Annotated in this window: 16 protein-coding genes and 2 pseudogenes; 15 read left to right on the top strand and 3 right to left on the bottom strand. The window is 65.0% G+C overall.

The window, feature by feature from the left end:
- Positions 1–11: 11 nt before the first annotated feature.
- The 5 genes from KW832_RS16210 to pyk all read left to right on the top strand — a co-directional run bounded on the left by KW832_RS16210 (position 12) and on the right by pyk (position 4,929).
- A complete protein-coding gene (locus KW832_RS16210; protein WP_218300938.1) occupies positions 12–401 on the top strand; it encodes an S-adenosylmethionine decarboxylase family protein in 390 nt (129 codons plus the stop codon).
- The gene (locus KW832_RS16205) at positions 398–1,183 is read left to right on the top strand and encodes a nucleotidyltransferase family protein (RefSeq protein WP_218300939.1); all 786 of its coding nucleotides are present in this window, start codon (positions 398–400) and stop codon (positions 1,181–1,183) included. The genes KW832_RS16210 and KW832_RS16205 overlap by 4 nt, the downstream gene beginning before the upstream one ends.
- Positions 1,180–2,577, top strand: a complete 1,398-nt coding sequence (locus KW832_RS16200; RefSeq protein WP_218300940.1) for an aminopeptidase P N-terminal domain-containing protein — start codon at positions 1,180–1,182, stop codon at positions 2,575–2,577. Before KW832_RS16205 ends, KW832_RS16200 begins: the two co-directional genes overlap by 4 nt.
- A 16-nt stretch (positions 2,578–2,593) precedes the next feature.
- A complete protein-coding gene (locus KW832_RS16195) occupies positions 2,594–3,379 on the top strand; it encodes a CPBP family intramembrane glutamic endopeptidase (protein ID WP_218300941.1) in 786 nt (261 codons plus the stop codon).
- Between the two features lie 113 nt (positions 3,380–3,492).
- Complete coding sequence (gene pyk / locus KW832_RS16190) at positions 3,493–4,929, top strand: pyruvate kinase (RefSeq protein ID WP_055398460.1); 1,437 nt, start codon at positions 3,493–3,495, stop codon at positions 4,927–4,929.
- Between the two features lie 19 nt (positions 4,930–4,948).
- Here pyk and KW832_RS16185 read toward each other — a convergent pair whose 3' ends face one another.
- The gene (locus tag KW832_RS16185) at positions 4,949–5,689 is read right to left on the bottom strand and encodes a phosphatase PAP2 family protein (protein ID WP_255577791.1); all 741 of its coding nucleotides are present in this window, start codon (positions 5,687–5,689) and stop codon (positions 4,949–4,951) included.
- A 79-nt stretch (positions 5,690–5,768) separates the two neighbouring features.
- On the opposite strand from KW832_RS16185, the gene KW832_RS16180 reads away from it, so the two are divergent.
- From KW832_RS16180 to KW832_RS16140, 9 genes are all read left to right on the top strand, one after another.
- Positions 5,769–6,476 (top strand): response regulator transcription factor, encoded by a 708-nt coding sequence (locus KW832_RS16180; protein ID WP_218300942.1) that lies wholly within the window; start codon positions 5,769–5,771, stop codon positions 6,474–6,476.
- On the top strand, positions 6,473–7,864 hold the full coding sequence (locus KW832_RS16175; protein ID WP_218300943.1) for a histidine kinase dimerization/phospho-acceptor domain-containing protein: 1,392 nt from the start codon (positions 6,473–6,475) through the stop codon (positions 7,862–7,864). Before KW832_RS16180 ends, KW832_RS16175 begins: the two co-directional genes overlap by 4 nt.
- A gap of 79 nt (positions 7,865–7,943) precedes the next feature.
- Positions 7,944–9,008, top strand: coding sequence for a class II fructose-bisphosphate aldolase (gene fba, locus KW832_RS16170; RefSeq protein ID WP_055398457.1), 1,065 nt, complete (start codon positions 7,944–7,946; stop codon positions 9,006–9,008).
- 317 nt (positions 9,009–9,325) lie between these two features.
- A complete protein-coding gene (locus KW832_RS16165; RefSeq protein ID WP_218300944.1) occupies positions 9,326–10,060 on the top strand; it encodes a hypothetical protein in 735 nt (244 codons plus the stop codon).
- A 62-nt stretch (positions 10,061–10,122) separates the two neighbouring features.
- Entirely contained in the window at positions 10,123–10,662 is a 540-nt protein-coding gene (locus KW832_RS16160; protein WP_218300945.1) for a phenylacetic acid degradation protein, read from the top strand.
- 60 nt (positions 10,663–10,722) lie between these two features.
- On the top strand, positions 10,723–12,324 hold the full coding sequence (locus KW832_RS16155; protein ID WP_218300946.1) for a Re/Si-specific NAD(P)(+) transhydrogenase subunit alpha: 1,602 nt from the start codon (positions 10,723–10,725) through the stop codon (positions 12,322–12,324).
- 35 nt (positions 12,325–12,359) lie between these two features.
- Positions 12,360–13,772 (top strand): Re/Si-specific NAD(P)(+) transhydrogenase subunit beta, encoded by a 1,413-nt coding sequence (pntB, locus tag KW832_RS16150; protein ID WP_218300947.1) that lies wholly within the window; start codon positions 12,360–12,362, stop codon positions 13,770–13,772.
- 91 nt (positions 13,773–13,863) lie between these two features.
- Positions 13,864–15,543: a long-chain-fatty-acid--CoA ligase gene (locus tag KW832_RS16145; RefSeq protein WP_121421489.1), complete on the top strand. Its 1,680-nt coding sequence runs from the start codon at positions 13,864–13,866 to the stop codon at positions 15,541–15,543.
- Between the two features lie 70 nt (positions 15,544–15,613).
- The gene (locus tag KW832_RS16140; protein WP_218300948.1) at positions 15,614–16,381 is read left to right on the top strand and encodes a 5'-methylthioadenosine/adenosylhomocysteine nucleosidase; all 768 of its coding nucleotides are present in this window, start codon (positions 15,614–15,616) and stop codon (positions 16,379–16,381) included.
- A 293-nt stretch (positions 16,382–16,674) separates the two neighbouring features.
- Here the strand turns inward: KW832_RS16140 and corA are convergent, their stop codons facing one another.
- Positions 16,675–17,661, bottom strand: coding sequence for a magnesium/cobalt transporter CorA (gene corA / locus KW832_RS16135; protein WP_055398450.1), 987 nt, complete (start codon positions 17,659–17,661; stop codon positions 16,675–16,677).
- A gap of 258 nt (positions 17,662–17,919) precedes the next feature.
- On the opposite strand from corA, the pseudogene KW832_RS16130 reads away from it, so the two are divergent.
- Positions 17,920–18,321, top strand: a pseudogene (locus KW832_RS16130) (transposase); the annotation flags it as partial.
- 62 nt (positions 18,322–18,383) lie between these two features.
- Here the strand turns inward: KW832_RS16130 and KW832_RS25710 are convergent.
- A pseudogene (locus KW832_RS25710) lies at positions 18,384–18,599 on the bottom strand (hypothetical protein); the annotation flags it as partial.

Genomic DNA, 18,599 nt, shown 5'->3' with positions numbered 1-18,599 from the left:
CAGTGCGGGCCATGCAAGGACTGCACCTCACCGCCGATCTCCATGGCTGCCGCTGTGCCCCTGCCTGGCTGCTGGACGCCGCCGCCCTGGGCCACGTCTGTACCGATGCGGTGCACGCCGCCGGGCTGCAGCCCGTGGGGCATTTGTTTCATGAATTTCCGGCCACGGCGCATGGCCCTGGCGGAGTGACTGCTACTGTTTTGCTAGCGGAATCCCACCTGTGCGTGCACACATGGCCCGAGCAGCGCGCGGTGACGCTGGATGTGTATGTGTGCAACTTTGGCGCCGACCATTCGGGCAAGGCGCGGGCGCTGATGGACGCGCTGCTGGCCCTGTTCGACCCCACCACGGTGGAACGCCATGCGCTGCAACGGGGTGCTGTGAATGAGGTGGCGGCATGAGTTCTAGTGCCGCCTCCCATCACCAGGTACCCGCGTTGCTGCTGGCCGCCGGCCGTGGCGAGCGCATGCGCCCGTTGACCGACACCACCCCCAAGCCTCTGCTGCCGGTGCAGGGCCAGCCACTGCTGCAGTGGCACTTGGCGGCGCTGCAGGAGGCGGGTGTGGAGCAGGTGGTGATCAACACCGCGTGGCTGGGGGCGCAGATCAGCGACCATTTTCTAGGTGTTTTCGGCCTTCAGCGCTTGATGGATAAGCGCAAGCAGCTATCAATTTCATACTCGCGCGAAGGCGTGGACTTTGGCGGTGCGCTGGAAACCGCTGGTGGCATCGCGCGCGCGCTGCCCCAGCTGGGGCCCGTGTTCTGGCTGGCGGCAGGTGATGTGTTTGCCCCCGACTTCGTGTTCGACAGCGCCGCCGTGGCGGCCTTTGAAGCCAGCCACCACCTGGCCCACCTGTGGCTGGTGCCCAACCCCGCCCATAACCCGCGCGGCGACTTTGGCCTGTCGGCAGACGGGCTGGCGCTGAACCTGCCCGCCGACGACCCCGCGCCACGCTACACCTACAGCACCATCGCCCTGTTGCGCGCCGAGCTGTTTGCAGCGCCGTGGTGCGACATTCCGCCCGGAAACCCCAGCGGCATCAAAGCCCCGCTGGCGCCGCTGCTTCGCCGTGCAATGGACAATGGCCGCGTCAGTGCGCAGCTCTACACCGGCCGCTGGACCGATGTGGGCACGCCCGAGCGGCTGGCCGAACTCAACTCCTTTTCTTCCAACGCGCCATGAACAACACCGTGCCTGCCTCTGTCTACGCCCAGCGCCGCGCGCACCTGGCTGCCCAGCTGGGCCCCGGGGGTATCGCCATCATTCCTACGGCGCTGGAGCGTCCGCGCAACCGGGATAGCGACTTTCTGTTTCGCCACGACAGCTACTTCTATTACCTGACCGGTTTCACCGAGCCGGGTGCCTGTCTGGTGCTGGCCCAGGATGGCCGCAGCACGCTGTTCTGCCAGCCCAAGGATCTGGAGCGCGAAATCTGGGATGGCTACCGCCTCGGCCCGGCCGCTGCGCCCGCCGCGTTGGGCGTGGACGCCGCGCATTCGATGGCCGAACTGGACAGCAAGCTGCCGCGCCTGCTCGAAAACACGGGCTGCGTCTGGTACCCGTTCGCCACGCACAGCGGTCTGGCCGCCCGCGTGGAGGGCTGGCTCAATGTGGTGCGGGGGCGCGTGCGCTACGGAGCCATCTGTCCCGCCGAGCAGAACGATTTGTGCACTTTGCTTGACGAGATGCGCCTGTTCAAGGACGCGCACGAGCAGGACATCATGCGCCGCGCCAGCGCCATCAGCGCGCAGGCCCACATCCGTGCCATGCAGCGCTCGGCCCGCATGCTGCGCGCCGGGAAGGATGTGCGTGAATACCACCTCGATGCCGAGCTGCTGCATGCGTTCCGCGACGCGGGCTCGCAGTATCCGGCCTACAGCTCCATCGTGGCGGCGGGCGCGAATGCCTGCGTGCTGCACTACCGGGCCGATACCGCACCGGTGCGTGATGGCGAGCTGGTGCTGATCGACGCGGGTTGCGAGCTGGACAGCTACGCCAGCGACATCACGCGGACCTTCCCCGCCAACGGAAAATTCACGGGCCCACAGCGTGCGCTGTACGACCTGGTGCTGGCCAGCCAGGACGCGGCCGTGGCTGCCACCAAGGCGGGTGCCCGCTTCAACGACCCGCACGACGCCACGGTGGCTGTGCTGGCGCAGGGCATGCTGGACCTGGGCTTGCTTGACAAGAACAAGGTGGGGTCGGCGCAGGACGTGATCGACAAGCGCGCGTACTTCCAGTTCTACATGCACCGCACCAGCCACTGGCTGGGCATGGATGTGCACGACTGCGGCAGCTACGTGGAGCCCGGCGAAGTAGGCCAGGTGAGCGAGCGCAAGGACCCGCTCTCGGGCGAGACCATCACCAACCGCCCCAGCCGTGTGCTGCGCCCGGGCATGGTTCTGACCATCGAGCCCGGCATCTATGTGCGCCCCGCCGACGGCGTGCCTGAGCAGTTCCACAACATCGGTATCCGCATTGAAGACGATGCCATCGTCACGGACACGGGCTGCGAGCTGATCACGCGTGGCGTGCCCGTGAAGGCCGACGAGATCGAAGCGCTAATGCGCGCCTGAGCGCGTGGGCAAACCCATGGCCGTGGACAACGCTGTGTTGGCGGAATCGGCGGGTGCCCCGGGGCAACCCGCGAAGTGGCGACTGGGCGGTGCGCTGTGGTTGTTGGGCATGCCTGGCGTGGTGGCGGTGGTGTGGGCGCTGCTGCCACCGTTGAAGGCCAACGAGGCGCTGCTGCCGTTGCCGCTCTGGGCGGTGGTGCTGCTCAGCGGGCTGCAGACGGCCGTGCTGTTGGCGCTGGCTGTGGCGGTGGGCGTGTGGCTGGCGCCCCGCGTGGGCCTGCGGGCGCCCGTGGTGTCTTCCTGGCTGGTCGGCCAGCCCATCGGCCCCGCGCTGCGTGTCCAGTCCCTGCCTGGCATCGGGGGCGGTGTGGTGGGTGCCGCGTGGTTGTGGGTGCTGTCCCAGGTGGCGCCCGCAGCGCTCCAGCCGTCGGACCCTGCCAGCGCCATGCCGCTGGTGGTCAAGCTGCTGTATGGCGGCATCACCGAAGAGCTGCTGTTGCGCTGGGGCGTGATGACCTTGCTGATGTGGCTGGGCTGGCGCGTGGTGCAGGGCGGACAGGGCCAGCCGGGCAAGGGGCTGGTGGCTGGCGCGGTGCTACTCAGTGCGCTGCTGTTTGCGCTGGGGCATCTGCCTGCCGCGCAGGCGCTGGCGGGCGCATTGACGGTGCCCGTCGTGGTGTTTGTGCTGGTGGGCAACACGGCCTTTGGCCTGGTGGCAGGCTGGCTCTACGCGCGCCACGGGCTGGAGGCGGCGATCCTGGCGCATGTGCTGGCGCATCTGTTGTCATCCCCGTTGCTCTGATGGGGCTTTTGGACCGCAGGGCGGATGCAAGGGGTAACTCGCCTGTAACCGCTTCGTGTGAGAATTGAAACTCGATTACATCCACCAGACAAACGAGAGAAAGAGACAAACCCATGCCTACCCGCCGCGCCACCAAGATTGTTGCCACCCTAGGCCCCGCCTCTAGCGACCCGGCACTGCTGGAGGCCATGATCCGAGCGGGGGTGAACGTGGTGCGGCTGAACTTCAGCCACGGCAAGGCGCAGGACCATATCGACCGCGCCGCCACCGTGCGTGCCGCTGCCCAGCGCGCTGGCCGCGAGGTGGCCATCATGGCCGACCTGCAGGGCCCCAAGATCCGCGTGGGCAAGTTTGCCGAGGGCAAGGTGCAGCTGGAGTCGGGCGCCAAGTTTGTGCTGGATGCATCGCGCACCGAACTGGGCGACATCGAAGGCGTGGGCCTCGACTACAAGGAGCTGCCACGCGACGTGAAGGCGGGCGACCTGCTGCTGCTCAATGACGGCCTGATCGTGCTCACGGTGGATGCGGTGCGCGGCGAGGAAGTGCACACCACCGTCAAGGTGGGTGGCGAGCTGTCGAACAACAAGGGCATCAACAAGAAGGGTGGCGGCCTCACGGCACCGGCCCTCACGGCCAAGGACATGGAGGACATCCGCACGGCGATGAGCTTCCAGGCCGACTACGTGGCCGTGAGCTTTCCGAAGAACGCGACCGACATGGAAATGGCGCGCCAGCTGTGCAATGTGGCCGCGTCCGAGTACCGCCACAAGCCGGGCCTGATCGCCAAGATCGAGCGGGCCGAGGCCATCCCGCACCTCGAAGCCATCCTGCGCGTGAGCGACGGGATCATGGTGGCGCGCGGCGACCTGGCGGTGGAAGTGGGCAACGCGGCCGTGCCCGCGCTGCAAAAGAAGATGATCCGCATGGCGCGCGAGCTGGACAAGGTCGTCATCACCGCCACGCAGATGATGGAAAGCATGATCACCAACCCCGTGCCCACGCGCGCCGAGGTGAGTGACGTGGCCAACGCCGTGCTGGACGGCACCGACGCCGTGATGCTGAGCGCCGAGACGGCCGCAGGCCGCTACCCGCTCGAAACCGTGGAAGAAATGGCCACCATCTGCGCAGCGGCCGAGGCGGCGGAAGACCATCACCTGGACGCGGACTTCACCGGCCAGACCTTTGGCCGCATCGACCAGTCCATTGCCATGGGCGCACTGTTCACCGCCCACCACCTGGGCGCCAAGGCCATCGTGGCCATGACCGACAGCGGTGCCACGGCGCTGTGGATGAGCCGCCACAGCATCCGCATCCCCATCTATGCGCTCACGCCCAAGGTGACCACGCAGCGCAAGATGGCCATGTACCGCAACGTGCGCCCCCTGCTCATGGACACCAGTGCTGACCGCGATACGGCCCTTGAGCAGGCCGAGCGCCACCTCAAGAACCGCAACATCGTGCAAAAGGGCGATGTCTACGCCATCACCTGCGGCGAACCCATGGGTGCGCCGGGCGGGACCAATATGCTGAAGATCTGTGTGGCGAGCTGAATAGCCAGGTTCTGAGTCGTTAGCTGGCCGCGTGTGGCGGGTCGTTGGCGAGAGACAACGCCGCCAGGCGTGGGCGCAGTGCCAACGCTCCCAGGTCGCACAGCCAGCCCACCGTCCAGCAGAGCCAGCCCGTCCACAGCGTGTGGCTCATGAAGTGCGCGCCCCGCACCTGTTGGGCTCCACCCAGCGCCAAGCCTGCCAGCACCGCCGCAGCCAGCCACCAGCGCGCGGCAGCCGGTGCCTTGTGGCGCAGCGCGAAGTAGCCCCCCACGAAGGCAAAACCCGCCGAGGCATGGCCCGCCGGAAAGCACCGCCCACCGCCGCCATCGACCACGCCCAGCGCCCAGTGGGAGGCATACCGCGCCACACCGCCGAACTCCGCCAGGTCCCAGGGGCAGCTGGTGGTGCTGAGGTTCTTGCCCACGCTCACGGCCGCCAGCGCCAGCAAGGCACTGATGGCCATCTGCAGGCGCTCACCCATATCCAGACGCCGCAGCACCCCCCAGGGCCACCACACGCCCAGTGCCAGCAGCAGCACCAGCAGCCATCCCAGGCGGCGGGCCCCTTCGTGGAGCACCTGCACGAAGAACCATTGTTCTCGCAGTGGGAACCCGTTGGCCGAGCCAAACGCGCGGGCCAGGGGGATGTCTTGCCCGCCAGCGTCCCATGCCACTATGGCGATCAGGATGCCCAGGGTCCACAGGAGCAAGGTACGGTGGTCGTGGGCGAAGCGGCGGGGCGAGGAAGGCGTGGACAGCATTCCACCGACCATAGGGCGCGCCACTTAACGCCGCCTTAATGACCCTGCGCAGGTGGCCGCGCCCGGCGACAATCGCTGCATGCGAATACTCGTTGTCGAAGACGATGCCGGCATTGCCGCAGGCCTGCGCACGAACCTGCAGCAACGTGGCTATGCGGTGGATGTGTGTGAGGGCGTGGCCAGTGCCTGGGGGGCGTTGCGCGCGGAGCGCTTTGATGCAGTGCTGCTCGATCTTGGGCTGGTCGACGGTGATGGCGGCGATCTGCTGCGGCGGTTGCGCCTGAGCCCGGCGCCGGGGGGGGCGGCTTCTGCGCAGGTTTTGCCCGATCCCTCCACCCCTGTACTCATCGTGACCGCCCGTGACCAGGTTCACCAGCGCATTGCGGGGCTGGACCAGGGGGCGGATGACTACCTGGCCAAGCCTTTTGACATGGACGAGCTGGATGCGCGCTTGCGCGCCCTGCTGCGCCGGGCCGCCGGGCGTGCCTCGCCCACCATCCGCTATGGCGATATCGAGATGGACCCTGCGGCGCGCACGGTGCACCAAGGCGGCAAGCTGGTGGAGATGTCGCCCCGGGAGTTTTCGGTGCTGCTGGTGTTGCTGGAGGCGCGGGGGCGGGTGCTCTCGCGCCAGCAGATCGAAGAGCGCCTGTACAGCTGGGATGCTGCCATCGAGAGCAATGCGGTGGAGGTCCACATTCACCACCTGCGGCGCAAGCTGGGCAGCGCATGTATCCAGACCATGCGCGGTGTGGGCTACTTCATGCCCCAGGAGGCGGCCGCATGAGCGCTGCTGCCGCAACGCCCGGGGGAACTGCGCGCAGGCCGTCGCTGACCCGGCAGCTGCTGCTGTGGTCCCTGGGCGCGCTGGTGCTGGTGTGGGGCAGCTTTGTGTTCATGGGCTACCAGACGGGGGTGCACGAGGCGGATGAACTGACCGACGGGCACCTGGCCAGCGTGGCCGCCCTGTTGCTGAACCTGCGTGCGAACGAGGCTGCCGAGGGGCCCCACGTCACCCAGCGGGTCGCCACACCCTGGCTCAAGTCGCACGACTACCAGCAATCGCTCAGCGTCGTCCAGTGGGATGCGCAGGGGCGTCTGCTCCATCACAGCGGTACGGCGCCCGTTCCTGCTTTCAGCGCCGCCGAGGGGTTCGCCAACATGGCGCTGGGGGCGAAGGGTGTGGTGTGGCGCAGTTTTTCCCAGTGGGACGCGGCACGCACGCACAAGATCATGGTGCTGCTGGAGCTGCGCGAGCGCGACGAGCTGGCCCAGGACATTGCCGAGCAGATGATCGAGCCTGGCCTGTGGTTGCTGCCCGTGGTGTCCCTGGCCCTCGGGCTTGCGCTATGGCGCGGTCTGCGCCCGCTGTATGCCCTGTCGGCCGACGTGGCGGCGCTCGACCCCGCCAGCACCCAGCGCCTGGCGTCACGCCATGCCTGGAACGAGTTCGAGTCCGTGGTCGTATCGATCAACACCCTGCTGGACCGCCAGCAGGCGGCGATGGTGCGCGAGCGCCGGCTGGCCAATGAAGTCGCGCACGAACTGCGCACGCCCCTGTCCTCCATTGCGCTGCAGGCCAGTGCTTTGGGCGGCGAGCTGGATGCGGCCGCCCGGGCGCAGGCCATCGCCCGCATTGGTCAGGATGCCCTGCGTGCAGGGCATGTGCTCAACCAGCTGCTGGCCCTGGCGCGCGCGAGCCGGGCCGAACTGCATGAGGCCAAGGCGCCGGTGGATCTGTGCGCGGTGGCGCGCCAGGTGTGTGCCGACTATGCCCAGGCGGCCTGGCAGCGGGGCAACGACATCGCACTGTCGGCGCCACCGGCGCTGTGGGTGTCTGGGCATGCGCTGCTGCTGGACATCGCGGCACGCAATCTGGTGGAGAACGCGCTCAAACACACACCAGACGGCACGCACATCGCCGTGCAGGTAGGTGCCTCTGACGGGGCGGGTGCATGGCTGCAGGTGTGCGACGACGGCGCGCGGCGCCAGGGCGATGCGTCTGTCGCTCCGGGGCCGAGAAACCCCTCGGACAGCCTGCATCTGGGCCACGAGATCCTGCGGCGGGTCGCAGACATCCATGGTGGCTATTTCGGGCCAGCGCCTGCCGCCCCGCCCTTTACCACCTGTTTTCGGTTGGATTTGCCCCCTTCGGCGGTCGCGCCCCCCGGTTAAAATTGCGAGTTACCAAGCGGTTACCACCGCCAAGCCCGGCTTACAGCGCCTTCCCCAACCCTCAACGGACCCTACGACCATGCCCCTCGTTTCGATGCGCGAACTGCTCGACCATGCCGCTGCCAACAGCTATGGCATCCCTGCCTTCAACGTCAACAACCTGGAGCAGGTCCAGGCCGTCATGGCCGCCGCCGACGAAGTGGGCGCCCCGGTCATCCTGCAGGCCAGCGCCGGTGCCCGCAAATATGCGGGTGAGCCCTTCATCAAGCACCTCATCCAGGCAGCGGTCGAGGCCTTCCCACACATTCCGCTCGTCATGCACCAGGACCACGGCACTTCGCCCAAGGTCTGCCAGGGCGCCATCGACCTGGGCTTTGGCTCGGTGATGATGGACGGCTCGCTGATGGAAGACGGCAAGACGCCTTCCTCGTTCGAGTACAACGTGGAAGTGACCCGCAAGGTGGTGGACATGGCGCACAAGGTGGGCGTCACGGTCGAAGGCGAACTGGGCTGCCTGGGCAACCTCGAAACCGGCGAAGCCGGTGAAGAAGACGGTATTGGCGCTGAAGGCAAGCTCGACCACAGCCAGATGCTGACCGACCCTGAAGAAGCCGCCGTGTTCGTCAAGGCCACGCAACTGGACGCCCTGGCCATTGCCATCGGCACCAGCCACGGCGCCTACAAGTTCAGCCGCAAGCCCACGGGCGACATCCTGGCCATCAGCCGCGTCAAGGAAATCCACCAGCGCATCCCCAACACCCACCTGGTGATGCACGGTTCCTCGTCGGTGCCCGCCGAGTTGCTGGCCATCATCAACCAGTACGGCGGCAAGATGAAGGAAACCTACGGCGTGCCGGTCGAGGAAATCCAGGAAGCCATCAAGCACGGCGTGCGAAAGATCAACATCGACACCGACATCCGCCTGGCCATGACCGGCGCGGTGCGCAAGTTCCTGGCTGAAAACCCCGACAAGTTCGACGCCCGCGAATGGCTCAAGCCTGCCCGCGAAGCTGCCAAGCAGGTCTGCAAGCAGCGTTACCTGGAGTTCGGCTGCGAAGGCCAGGGCAGCAAGATCAAGGGCCTGAGCCTCCAGGTTGTGGCAGCCCAGTACGCTGCGGGTACGCTGGCCCAAGTGGTGAACTGATCGTTGGCATGAGGCCCTGCGGGGCCGCTGCCCAGCCTGGCTGCGTTGTGCTGCCAGGCTTTTTTTTGCCTGTCTGCATGCAGAGACTGGGGAGTTCCCTCTACAGCAGACAAAGGTGACAGCGACAACATCTTCTTCATGTAAGCTCGCGGTCAGCTTGCCCACCGGCAGCGCCGCAAGAAGTGTCCGATACCAGGGCGCTTTCAACACATTTCTCACCGGCTACACCGAGCTGGTGGTTGCATGGCAGAAACCGTCGATGGACGGACTCGGGTGCCGTGGGATGATTGAAGGCGAATTCGTATGAACCTTTCTCTATGACTCTGACAATTTCAAAGTTCCGGCGGCTGTTGCCTCTCTTGCCTGTGTTGGCTGTGACGGTGTTCACGGTGGCGTGCGCGCCCCTGACCGTTCCTCCCAAGTCCGAATATCCCGTGGGTCGCGCCCGTCTGGTGTTGCCGCCGGGGGCGTGGCAGGACCTGGGAACCTCCGAAGAAGCCACATCCAGCCCCGCAGGCCGTACCCCGCTCCAGACGCGTGCGGTGGCGCTGCGGGGTGCACAAGGCGAATGGCTGGCTGCGGTGCGCGTGCAGACCAACCGCACAGGCGATCTGCGCGGGTCTCCGCAAGGGGTGGGGTACTGCCCGCCGCAACAGGACGTCGTGGTCAAAGATCCCGCGGATGGCAGTCCCGTGCGCGCCGACTGCCTGCGCTTCAAGCTTTGGGCGAGCAGCCCCAAGTGGCTTGAAAAGAACCGACCCGATCTGGGCCAATGGATGGCCAGCCGCCAGATCGCGCTGAGCACCCCCTATGCGCATGTGAGCTACCGCTACGTCACCGAAGCGGGTGTCTGGGTGGCGGTGGATGCCCTGGTGGACCAGCGGCTGATCAGCGTCCGGCCGCGCAACAACGAAGAGTTCCTGCTCGCAGGCCTGCCCTTCCAGCAGTGGGCCTATGACCTGGCCCAGGCTGTACGCCTGAGCGCCGGCATGGTGGACGGCCACCTGGCCATTCCGCCTTTCCCGTTTGCCGAAGCCGCATCCCGGAAATGAGCGGCGCCAACAGATAACAAAACAACAAAACTACAAGACAACACAAGAGAGGGAGATTCACCATGGGCGTGATCCTGCAAATCCTGGGGCTCATCATCACCTTCACGATGGCAATGGAGGCCCTGCGCCGTTTTGGCATTGACGTGGGCTGGCTCAATCCCCTGGCCTTTTTCCGTCGCCGTGCTTGGGCCAAGAAGGTCACAACGCCGCCGCTCTACACGCTGGAGCACCCTGTGGATGTGGTGGCTGTGATGGCCTTGGCCGTGGTGCAGGCGACCGGCGCCGTGACCGTGGAGCAGAAAGCAGGCGTTCTGGCACTGCTGCGCCAGCACCTGGGTCTGGGCGATTCCGATGCGAACAACCTTTGGGTTGCCAGCTCCCACATGCTGCGCAACCGCCCGCTGGCGGTGAGCGAAGTGCCTGCTGTGCTGGAGCGCAGCATCGAAAAGTTCACTGATTACCACGTGCAGACCCTGCGCTCCGTGATGCAGGGCGCAGCGCAGATCGTGCCCCCAGCCAGCGCAGAGCAGCACCAGCTCCTGGAGGCTGTGGACGCCTGCTTTGCCAAGCAGCAGGCCGCCGCACGCCCCTGGGCGGGCTGACGCAGCGGCAGATACGCCAGCCCCTGACACAACCATTCCACAACTTCGAGGAGACCTCCCATGCAGACCAGCCCCGTCCCGCAGCCGCAGCGTATCGGCGTGCCCAGAGAGACCTTCCCCGGTGAAAAGCGCGTGGCCACCGTGCCCGATGTGGTGGAAAAGCTGATCAAGCTGGGCTTCGCGGTCACTGTGGAGTCGGGGGCTGGGGATGGCGCCAATTTCAGCGATGACGCGTACCGCGCCGCCGGGGCCCAGATCGTGGGCGACGCTGCCGCGCTGTGGGCTGCATCCGATATCGTCTTCAAGGTGCGCCCGCCCAGCAGCGACGAAGTGGCGCTGATGCGCGAGGGTTCGACGCTCATCGATTTCATCTGGCCCGCCCAGAACCCGGAACTGATGCAGCAGTTGGCCGCGAAGAAGGCCACGGTGCTCGCCATCGACTGCCTGCCACGTACGCTCTCCCGCGCGCAGAAGATGGACGCGCTCACCTCCACCGCAGGCGTCAGCGGCTACCGCGCCGTCATCGAGGCGGCCAACGCCTTTGGCCGCTTCTTCAACGGCCAGATCACGGCGGCGGGCAAGGTGCCGCCCGCCAAGGTGTTCATTGCAGGCGCTGGCGTGGCGGGTCTTGCGGCCATTGGCACGGCGGCCAACCTGGGCGCCATCGTGCGCGCCAACGACACACGTGCCGAGGTGGCCGACCAGGTCAAGTCGCTGGGCGGTGAGTTCGTCAAGGTGGACTATGAGGAAGAAGGCTCGGGTGGCGGCGGTTACGCCAAGGTCATGAGTGAGGGCTTCCAGGCCGCGCAGCGCAAGATGTACGCGGAGCAGGCGAAAGACGCGGACATCATCATCACCACCGCGCTGATCCCCGGCAAGCCCGCGCCCAAGCTCATCACGGCCGAGATGGTGCAGAGCATGAAGCCCGGCAGCGTGATCGTGGACATGGCCGCCGAGCAAGGCGGCAACTGCGAGCTGACGGTGCCCGGCCAGGCCGTGGTGCGCCATGGCGTGACCATCGTCGGCTACACCGACCTGGCTTCGCGCTTGGCCAAGCAGTCGTCCACCCTGTATTCCACCAACCTCCTGCGCCTGACAGAAGAGCTGTGCAAGGCCAAGGACGGCGTGGCCGTGGTCAACATGGAGGATGACGCGATCCGGGGCCTTACCGTGGTCAAGGATGGTGCCATCACCTGGCCTGCGCCACCGCTCAAGCAGGCCCCTGCACCGGCACCCAAGGCTGCGGCGGCACCCGTGGCCGCCAAGAAATCCAGCCATGGCCCCGGTGCACCCATGTCCGCCAAGACGCTGACCATTGTTTTTGCCGTGCTGGCCGTGCTGTTCTGGGCCATCGGTGCCTATGCGCCTGTGGCCTTCCTGGGGCACTTCACGGTGTTCGTGCTGGCCTGTTTCATCGGCTACATGGTGGTGTGGAACGTCACGCCCGCGCTGCACACGCCGCTGATGAGCGTGACCAACGCCATCTCCAGCATCATCGCCATCGGCGCGCTGGTGCAGATTGCGCCGCCCGATGCGGGCATCAATGGGCGCCCTGATGGGCTCATCCTGTGGCTTGCCTTTGCCGCCCTGGTGCTCACGGCCGTCAACATGTTCGGTGGCTTTGCGGTCACGCGCCGCATGCTCGCCATGTTCCGCAAGTAATCCGATAACGACAAGAACAACGAGGAGCACAGAACATGTCCCAAAGTCTCGCTACCGTGGCCTACCTGGGCGCGGCCATTTTGTTCATCCTGAGCCTGGGCGGGCTCTCCAACCCCGAAACCTCGCGCCGGGGCAACCTGTTCGGCATGGTCGGCATGGCGCTGGCCGTGCTGGCCACGGTGTTCGGCCCGCGCGTCAGCCCCGCAGGGGTGGCCTGGATCGTCGGCGCGCTGGTCATTGGCGGCGGCATTGGCCTGTATGCGGCCAAGGTCGTCAAGATGACGCAGATGCCGGAGCTGGTCGCGCTCATGCACAGTCTGGTGGGTCTTGCGGCCTGCCTGGTGGGGTTTGCCAGCTATGTGGATACCTCGATCCAGCTGCAAGGCGCGGAGAAGATCATCCACGAGGTGGAGATCTATGTCGGCATCCTGATCGGCGCCATCACGTTCAGCGGATCACTGATCGCCTTTGGCAAGCTCAACGGCAAGATCGGTGGCAAGCCGCTGTTGCTGCCCGGCCGCCACTGGATGAACCTGGCTGCGCTGCTGATCGTGATCTGGTTTGGCCGCGAGTTCTTGCGCGCCGAGACCATTGAACAGGGCATGGTGCCGCTGATGGTGATGACGGCGATCGCATTGCTGTTCGGCATTCACATGGTGATGGCCATTGGTGGCGCCGACATGCCGGTGGTGGTGTCCATGCTCAACAGCTACTCGGGTTGGGCGGCGGCGGCCACGGGCTTCATGCTGTCCAACGACCTGCTCATCGTCACGGGCGCGCTCGTGGGCTCCTCGGGCGCCATTCTGTCCTACATCATGTGCAACGCGATGAACCGCAACTTCATCAGCGTGATCGCGGGCGGCTTTGGCTCGGGCGCTGGAACTCCCGCCAAAAAAGGCGAGGCCACCGAGCCGCAGGGCGAGGCCGTACCCGTCAGCTCCGCCGAGACGGCCGAGCTGCTGCGCGACGCCAAGAGTGTGATCATCGTGCCCGGCTACGGCATGGCTGTGGCCCAGGCCCAGCACACGGTGTACGAGATCACCAAGACCCTGCGCGAGAAGGGCGTGGAGGTGCGCTTTGCCATCCACCCCGTGGCAGGCCGCATGCCTGGCCACATGAACGTGCTGCTGGCCGAGGCCAAGGTGCCCTACGACATCGTGATGGAGATGGACGAGATCAACGAGGACTTCCCGAATGCCGACGTGGCCATGGTCATCGGCGCCAACGACATCGTGAACCCGAGCGCGCTGGACGATCCGTCCAGCCCCATCGCCGGCATGCCGGTGCTCGAAGTGTGGAAGGCCAAGACCTCGATCGTGATGAAGCGCTCCATGGCGTCGGGCTATGCGGGGGTGGACAACCCTCTGTTCTACAAGGACAACAATCGCATGCTGTTTGGCGACGCCAAGAAAATGCTCGACGAAGTTCTTACCGCGCTCAAGGGGTGACGGGCATAATTCCACCGCAAAAAAAGCACGACCGTGCTGTTAGCCGCAGCACGGTTTTCACGACCTCAATAAAACTTATCAGGAGACAACAATGACCCATCGCCCCTGGCTGACAGCCTATCCGCAAGGCGTCCCCGCAGACATCGACACCACGCAATATCCGTCGCTCGTGGCCCTCATGGACGAGGCGTTCACCAAGTACGCTGGCCGCGTGGCCTACAGCTTCATGGGCAAGGAAGTGACCTATGCCCAGACCGACTCCCTGAGCAGTGCGTTTGCGGCCTACCTGCAGGGCCTGGGCCTGGTCAAGGGCGACCGTGTGGCCATCATGATGCCCAACGTGCCGCAGTATCCCGTCACGGTGGCTGCCATCCTGCGCGCAGGTTTTGTGGTGGTCAATGTGAACCCGCTGTACACGCCGCGCGAACTGGAGCATCAGCTCAAGGACTCGGGTGCCAAGGCCATCGTCATCATCGAAAACTTCGCCACCACGCTGCAAAGCTGCATTGCGAACACGCCCGTCAAGCACGTGGTGCTGTGCGCCATGGGCGACCAGTTGGGCCTGCTCAAGGGCGCGCTCGTCAACTATGTGGTGCGCAACGTCAAGAAGATGGTGCCCGCTTACAACCTGCCGGGTGCCGTGCGCTTCAATGACGCGGTGGCCCAGGGCACGCGCGGCACGCTCAAGAAGCCCGATATCAAGCCCGACGACATCGCGCTGCTGCAATACACCGGCGGCACCACGGGTGTGAGCAAGGGCGCCGTGCTGCTGCACCGCAACGTGATCGCCAACGTGCTGCAGTCCGAGGCGTGGAACGACCCCGTGATGAAGAAGGTGCCCGCAGGCGAGCAGCAGACCAGCATCTGCGCGCTGCCGCTGTACCACATCTTTGCGTTCACCGTGAACATGATGCTGAGCATGCGCACGGGCGGCAAGACCATCCTGATCCCCAACCCGCGCGACCTGCCTGCCGTGCTCAAGGAACTGTCCAAGCACACCTTCCACAGCTTCCCGGCCGTGAACACGCTGTTCAACGGCCTGGCCAACCACCCCGACTTCAATACCGTCAACTGGAAGAACCTCAAGGTCTCGGTAGGCGGGGGCATGGCCGTGCAGGGCGCCGTGGCCAAACTGTGGCTGGAGAAGACCGGCTGCCCCATCTGCGAAGGCTACGGCCTGTCGGAGACCAGTCCCTCGGTCAGCTGCAACCCCGTGACCGCCAAGGAGTTCACGGGCACCATTGGCGTGCCGCTCCCCGGCACCCTGATGAAGCTGATCGACGACGACGGCAAGGAAGTCACCACCCTCGGCCAGCCCGGCGAGATCGCGATCAAGGGCCCGCAGGTGATGGCCGGGTACTGGCAGCGCCCCGATGAAACCGCCAAGGTCATGACCGACGACGGCTTCTTCAAGTCCGGCGACATCGGTGTCATGGACGAGCGCGGCTTCTTCAAGATCGTGGACCGCAAGAAGGACATGGTGCTGGTCAGTGGCTTCAACGTCTACCCCAACGAGGTGGAAGAAGTCGTGGCCAACTGCCCCGGCGTGCTCGAATGCGCCGTGGTGGGCGTGCCCGACGAGAAGACCGGCGAAGCCGTCAAGCTCGTGATCGTCAAAAAAGACCCCGCGCTCACCGAAGCGCAGGTCAAGGAGTTCTGCCGCGCTGAACTCACGGGCTACAAGCAGCCCAAGGTCATCGAGTTCCGCACCGAGCTGCCCAAGACCCCCGTGGGCAAGATCCTGCGCCGCGAGCTGCGGGACAAGAAGTGACCCGTGGGGCCGCGTGCCCTGCTTGACAATCTAGGCGGCCTCGGCCGCCTTTGTTTTTCAGGGAGAACCCATGACCACCGCCATCCTCAGCGCCTTGCCCGAAGAGCAAAGCTCGCTGGTTGATCACCTCTTGCACCCTCAGCGGGTGATGCACGCAGGCCGGGCTTTCTGGCTGGGTGATCTGCAGGGCCGCCCGGTGGTGTTGGCGCTGTCGGGTATCGGCAAGGTGGCGGCGGCCACCACGGCCACGGCGCTCATTGAGCGGTTCGGTGTGGCGCGCATCGTCTTCACCGGGGTTGCGGGCGGTGTGGGCGATGGCGTGAATGTGGGCGACGTGGTGGTAGCGCAGGACTACCTCCAACACGACATGGACGCATCTCCCCTGTTCCCCCGCTGGGAAGTGCCGGGCTACGCACGCAGCCGCCTGGTCTGTGATGCGGCATTGTCTGCTACGCTTTTGGAAGCTGCTCACGCTTGTGTATCAAGCGCTAGAGGCCAATTTGGCTTGGAGTATGTGCCGCAGAGTACATCGGAAGATGCCCTGCACCGCGCGCACCACGGCCTGGTTGCCAGCGGGGACCGCTTTGTTTCTGCCGCCGATGAAGCCCACCGTCTGCGCACCACGTTGCACGACGCTGGCCACAATGTGCTGGCCGTAGAAATGGAAGGCGCCGCCGTGGCCCAGGTGTGTCACGACTACGGCATCCCCTTCGCCGCGGTGCGCACCATCTCCGACCGCGCCGACGACACCGCGCACGTAGACTTCCCCCTCTTCGTGCAGACCGTAGCCAGCCGCTATGCCGAGCACATGGTGCTTGCCCTCATGCATAAACTATGAAATTGATAGCTGCTAACGCTTTATGGAAAAGCGATACAGGTCAATTTGACTCATATTTTGCGTTGAGATAAACGACGAACCGATCACCAGCTTCGCTTCGGTTTCGACAGGCTCAGCCCGAGCGGTCGGGAGACCGAATTCATGGAGTCCGCTATAGCGCCGGGGCTACAAGTTCGACAACTGTGCCGTGAAACCGGCGCACCCCAAATACCAGCGCCACCGCGGAACCGGCTCTGCCGGGCCGCTGGAGGCGTCCCTCCTCGGGGGGGAAGGCGCGCAGCGCCACAGGGGGGCTACTTCAACCAGCCGCGCTTGCGGAAATACCACATGGGCCCGAGCGCACTGGCCACCATCAGCGCAAGCGCATACGGGTAGCCCAGCGACCAGTCCAGCTCGGGCATGAACTTGAAGTTCATGCCGTACACGCTCGCAATCAGCGTGGGCGGCAGCAGCGCCACGCTGGCCACCGAGAAGATCTTGATGATCTTGTTCTGGTTGATGTTGATGAAACCAACCGTGGCGTCCATCAAGAAGTTGATCTTGTCGAACAGGAACGCCGTGTGGTTGTCCAGCGATTCGATGTCGCGCAGGATCTGGCGGGCTTCCTCGAACTGCTCGGAGTTGAGCATCTTGCTGCGCATCATGAAGCTCACCGCGCGGCGGGTGTCCATCACGTTGCGGCGGATGCGGCCGTTCAAGTCTTCCTGGCGGGCAATGGCGCCCAGCACCTCGCCAGCAAGGGCGTCGGTCACGTCGCCGGCCAGCACTTGCTTGCTGACTTTCTCCAGCTCGTCGTAGATGTTTTCGAGCGTGTCGGCCGAATACTCGGCGTCGGCATCGAACAGCTTGAGCAGAACTTCCTTGGCGTCTTCGATGAGGCCCGGCGCGCGGCGTGCGCGCATGCGCAGCAGGCGGAACACCGGCACGTCTTCGTCGTGGATGGAAAACAGCACGCCCCGGCTCTTGAGGTTGGCGTTGTGCTGGTTCAGGATGAAGGCCACGCGCACCGAGCGGGGGTCTTCGTCGTCGTCGATCAAGAAGTCGCTGCGGATGTGCAGCTCGCCGTTGTCTTCTTCGTAGAAGCGGGCGGATTCCTCGATGTCTTCGTCCATCGCATCCTCGGGGATGGACAGGCCGTAGTGCTGCTTGATCCAGCGTTTTTCTTCGAGCGTGGGGGCTTCCAGGTCCACCCAGATCGGCTGGAACTTGGTCAGCTCTTCCAGCGATTCAATTTCTTCCTGGAACAGCCGGCCATTGGCGAGCGTGAAGATGTTGAGCATGGGCTCACTCCCTTGTTGTATGGCATCTGCGGTGTGGGGGATCGGGTGCTTTCAACCCCACAGCGGCAGGCCGGGGAGCTGAAAGCTACCAACTCGGGTAGGTTTCCAAGGAGCTTTCTCCGTAAAAAAATGGACAGGCGGCGGATTATTGCACTGCAAGCGCATCAGAGCCCCATGAGGCTGTTCAAAAACTCTTCTCAGCTAGCGCCCTGCCAGGACAATCTAGGCAACCCCACCGACCAGACAGACAAGCCAGACATGCGCGGAGCCGACATCTTCACCGAGAGCCTGGTTACCATGCGCCACCTCGATGACATCCTGCCCGCAGCCCACCCTCTGCGCGTGATCTGTGTCATGGTCAACAAGGCCCTGGCGAACATGGACGAGCGTCAGATGTATGCCGCCGCCGTCAAAGGCGGGCGACCCAGCATTGCCCCCGAGAAACTGCTGCGTGCCATGCTGTTGCAAACCTTGTTCAGTGTGCGTTCATAGCGCCAGTTGATGGAGTAGACCCAGTACAACCTACTGTTTCGCTGGTTCATAGGCCTCGCCATGGACAATGGGGTCTGGGTGCCCACTGTCATCAGCAAGACCCGCGAACGCCTGATCGAGCACGATGCGGTCATCGAGTTCTTCAACCAGATCGTGCAGCAGGCCCAGTAGCAGGAATTGTTATCGGGCGAGCGCACTTGGGAGTGGCAAAGGCTACGATGTCAAGGAATCTATCGAAGCCCTGTAGGACGTGCGACCCCATGCGGAACAGAACATATCTGGGCGCCAATCTGCGGTGCCCAATACGATTGCAGGTAATTGTCGCATCCCGGACGATCATATGGTCGCTTGAGAAACAGGTGCGGGTGGGTCTGGTACCACTCTTTCATCGCCTGCATCGGCGTACTGCTCTTGAGCGCTGACAGCGGTAGCTGGTGGTTGTACAA

It is taken from the genome of Acidovorax sp. sif0632 (assembly GCF_019218805.1).
Lineage (GTDB): Bacteria > Pseudomonadota > Gammaproteobacteria > Burkholderiales > Burkholderiaceae_C > Acidovorax > Acidovorax facilis.
The sequence above is the reverse complement of the archived record's forward strand: the minus strand, read 5'-3'. Positions and strand labels throughout refer to the sequence as shown.

Coding starts and splice junctions, on each gene's coding strand:
- KW832_RS16165 (WP_218300944.1), top strand. CDS start 9,326: ATGACTCTGACAATTTCAAAGTTCCGGCGGCTGTTGCCTCTCTTGCCT.
- KW832_RS16180 (WP_218300942.1), top strand. CDS start 5,769: ATGCGAATACTCGTTGTCGAAGACGATGCCGGCATTGCCGCAGGCCTG.
- corA (WP_055398450.1), bottom strand. CDS start 17,661: ATGCTCAACATCTTCACGCTCGCCAATGGCCGGCTGTTCCAGGAAGAA.
- pyk (WP_055398460.1), top strand. CDS start 3,493: ATGCCTACCCGCCGCGCCACCAAGATTGTTGCCACCCTAGGCCCCGCC.
- KW832_RS16145 (WP_121421489.1), top strand. CDS start 13,864: ATGACCCATCGCCCCTGGCTGACAGCCTATCCGCAAGGCGTCCCCGCA.
- KW832_RS16205 (WP_218300939.1), top strand. CDS start 398: ATGAGTTCTAGTGCCGCCTCCCATCACCAGGTACCCGCGTTGCTGCTG.
- fba (WP_055398457.1), top strand. CDS start 7,944: ATGCCCCTCGTTTCGATGCGCGAACTGCTCGACCATGCCGCTGCCAAC.
- KW832_RS16185 (WP_255577791.1), bottom strand. CDS start 5,689: ATGCTGTCCACGCCTTCCTCGCCCCGCCGCTTCGCCCACGACCACCGT.
- KW832_RS16200 (WP_218300940.1), top strand. CDS start 1,180: ATGAACAACACCGTGCCTGCCTCTGTCTACGCCCAGCGCCGCGCGCAC.
- KW832_RS16210 (WP_218300938.1), top strand. CDS start 12: ATGCAAGGACTGCACCTCACCGCCGATCTCCATGGCTGCCGCTGTGCC.
- KW832_RS16160 (WP_218300945.1), top strand. CDS start 10,123: ATGGGCGTGATCCTGCAAATCCTGGGGCTCATCATCACCTTCACGATG.
- KW832_RS16140 (WP_218300948.1), top strand. CDS start 15,614: ATGACCACCGCCATCCTCAGCGCCTTGCCCGAAGAGCAAAGCTCGCTG.
- KW832_RS16155 (WP_218300946.1), top strand. CDS start 10,723: ATGCAGACCAGCCCCGTCCCGCAGCCGCAGCGTATCGGCGTGCCCAGA.
- pntB (WP_218300947.1), top strand. CDS start 12,360: ATGTCCCAAAGTCTCGCTACCGTGGCCTACCTGGGCGCGGCCATTTTG.
- KW832_RS16175 (WP_218300943.1), top strand. CDS start 6,473: ATGAGCGCTGCTGCCGCAACGCCCGGGGGAACTGCGCGCAGGCCGTCG.
- KW832_RS16195 (WP_218300941.1), top strand. CDS start 2,594: ATGGCCGTGGACAACGCTGTGTTGGCGGAATCGGCGGGTGCCCCGGGG.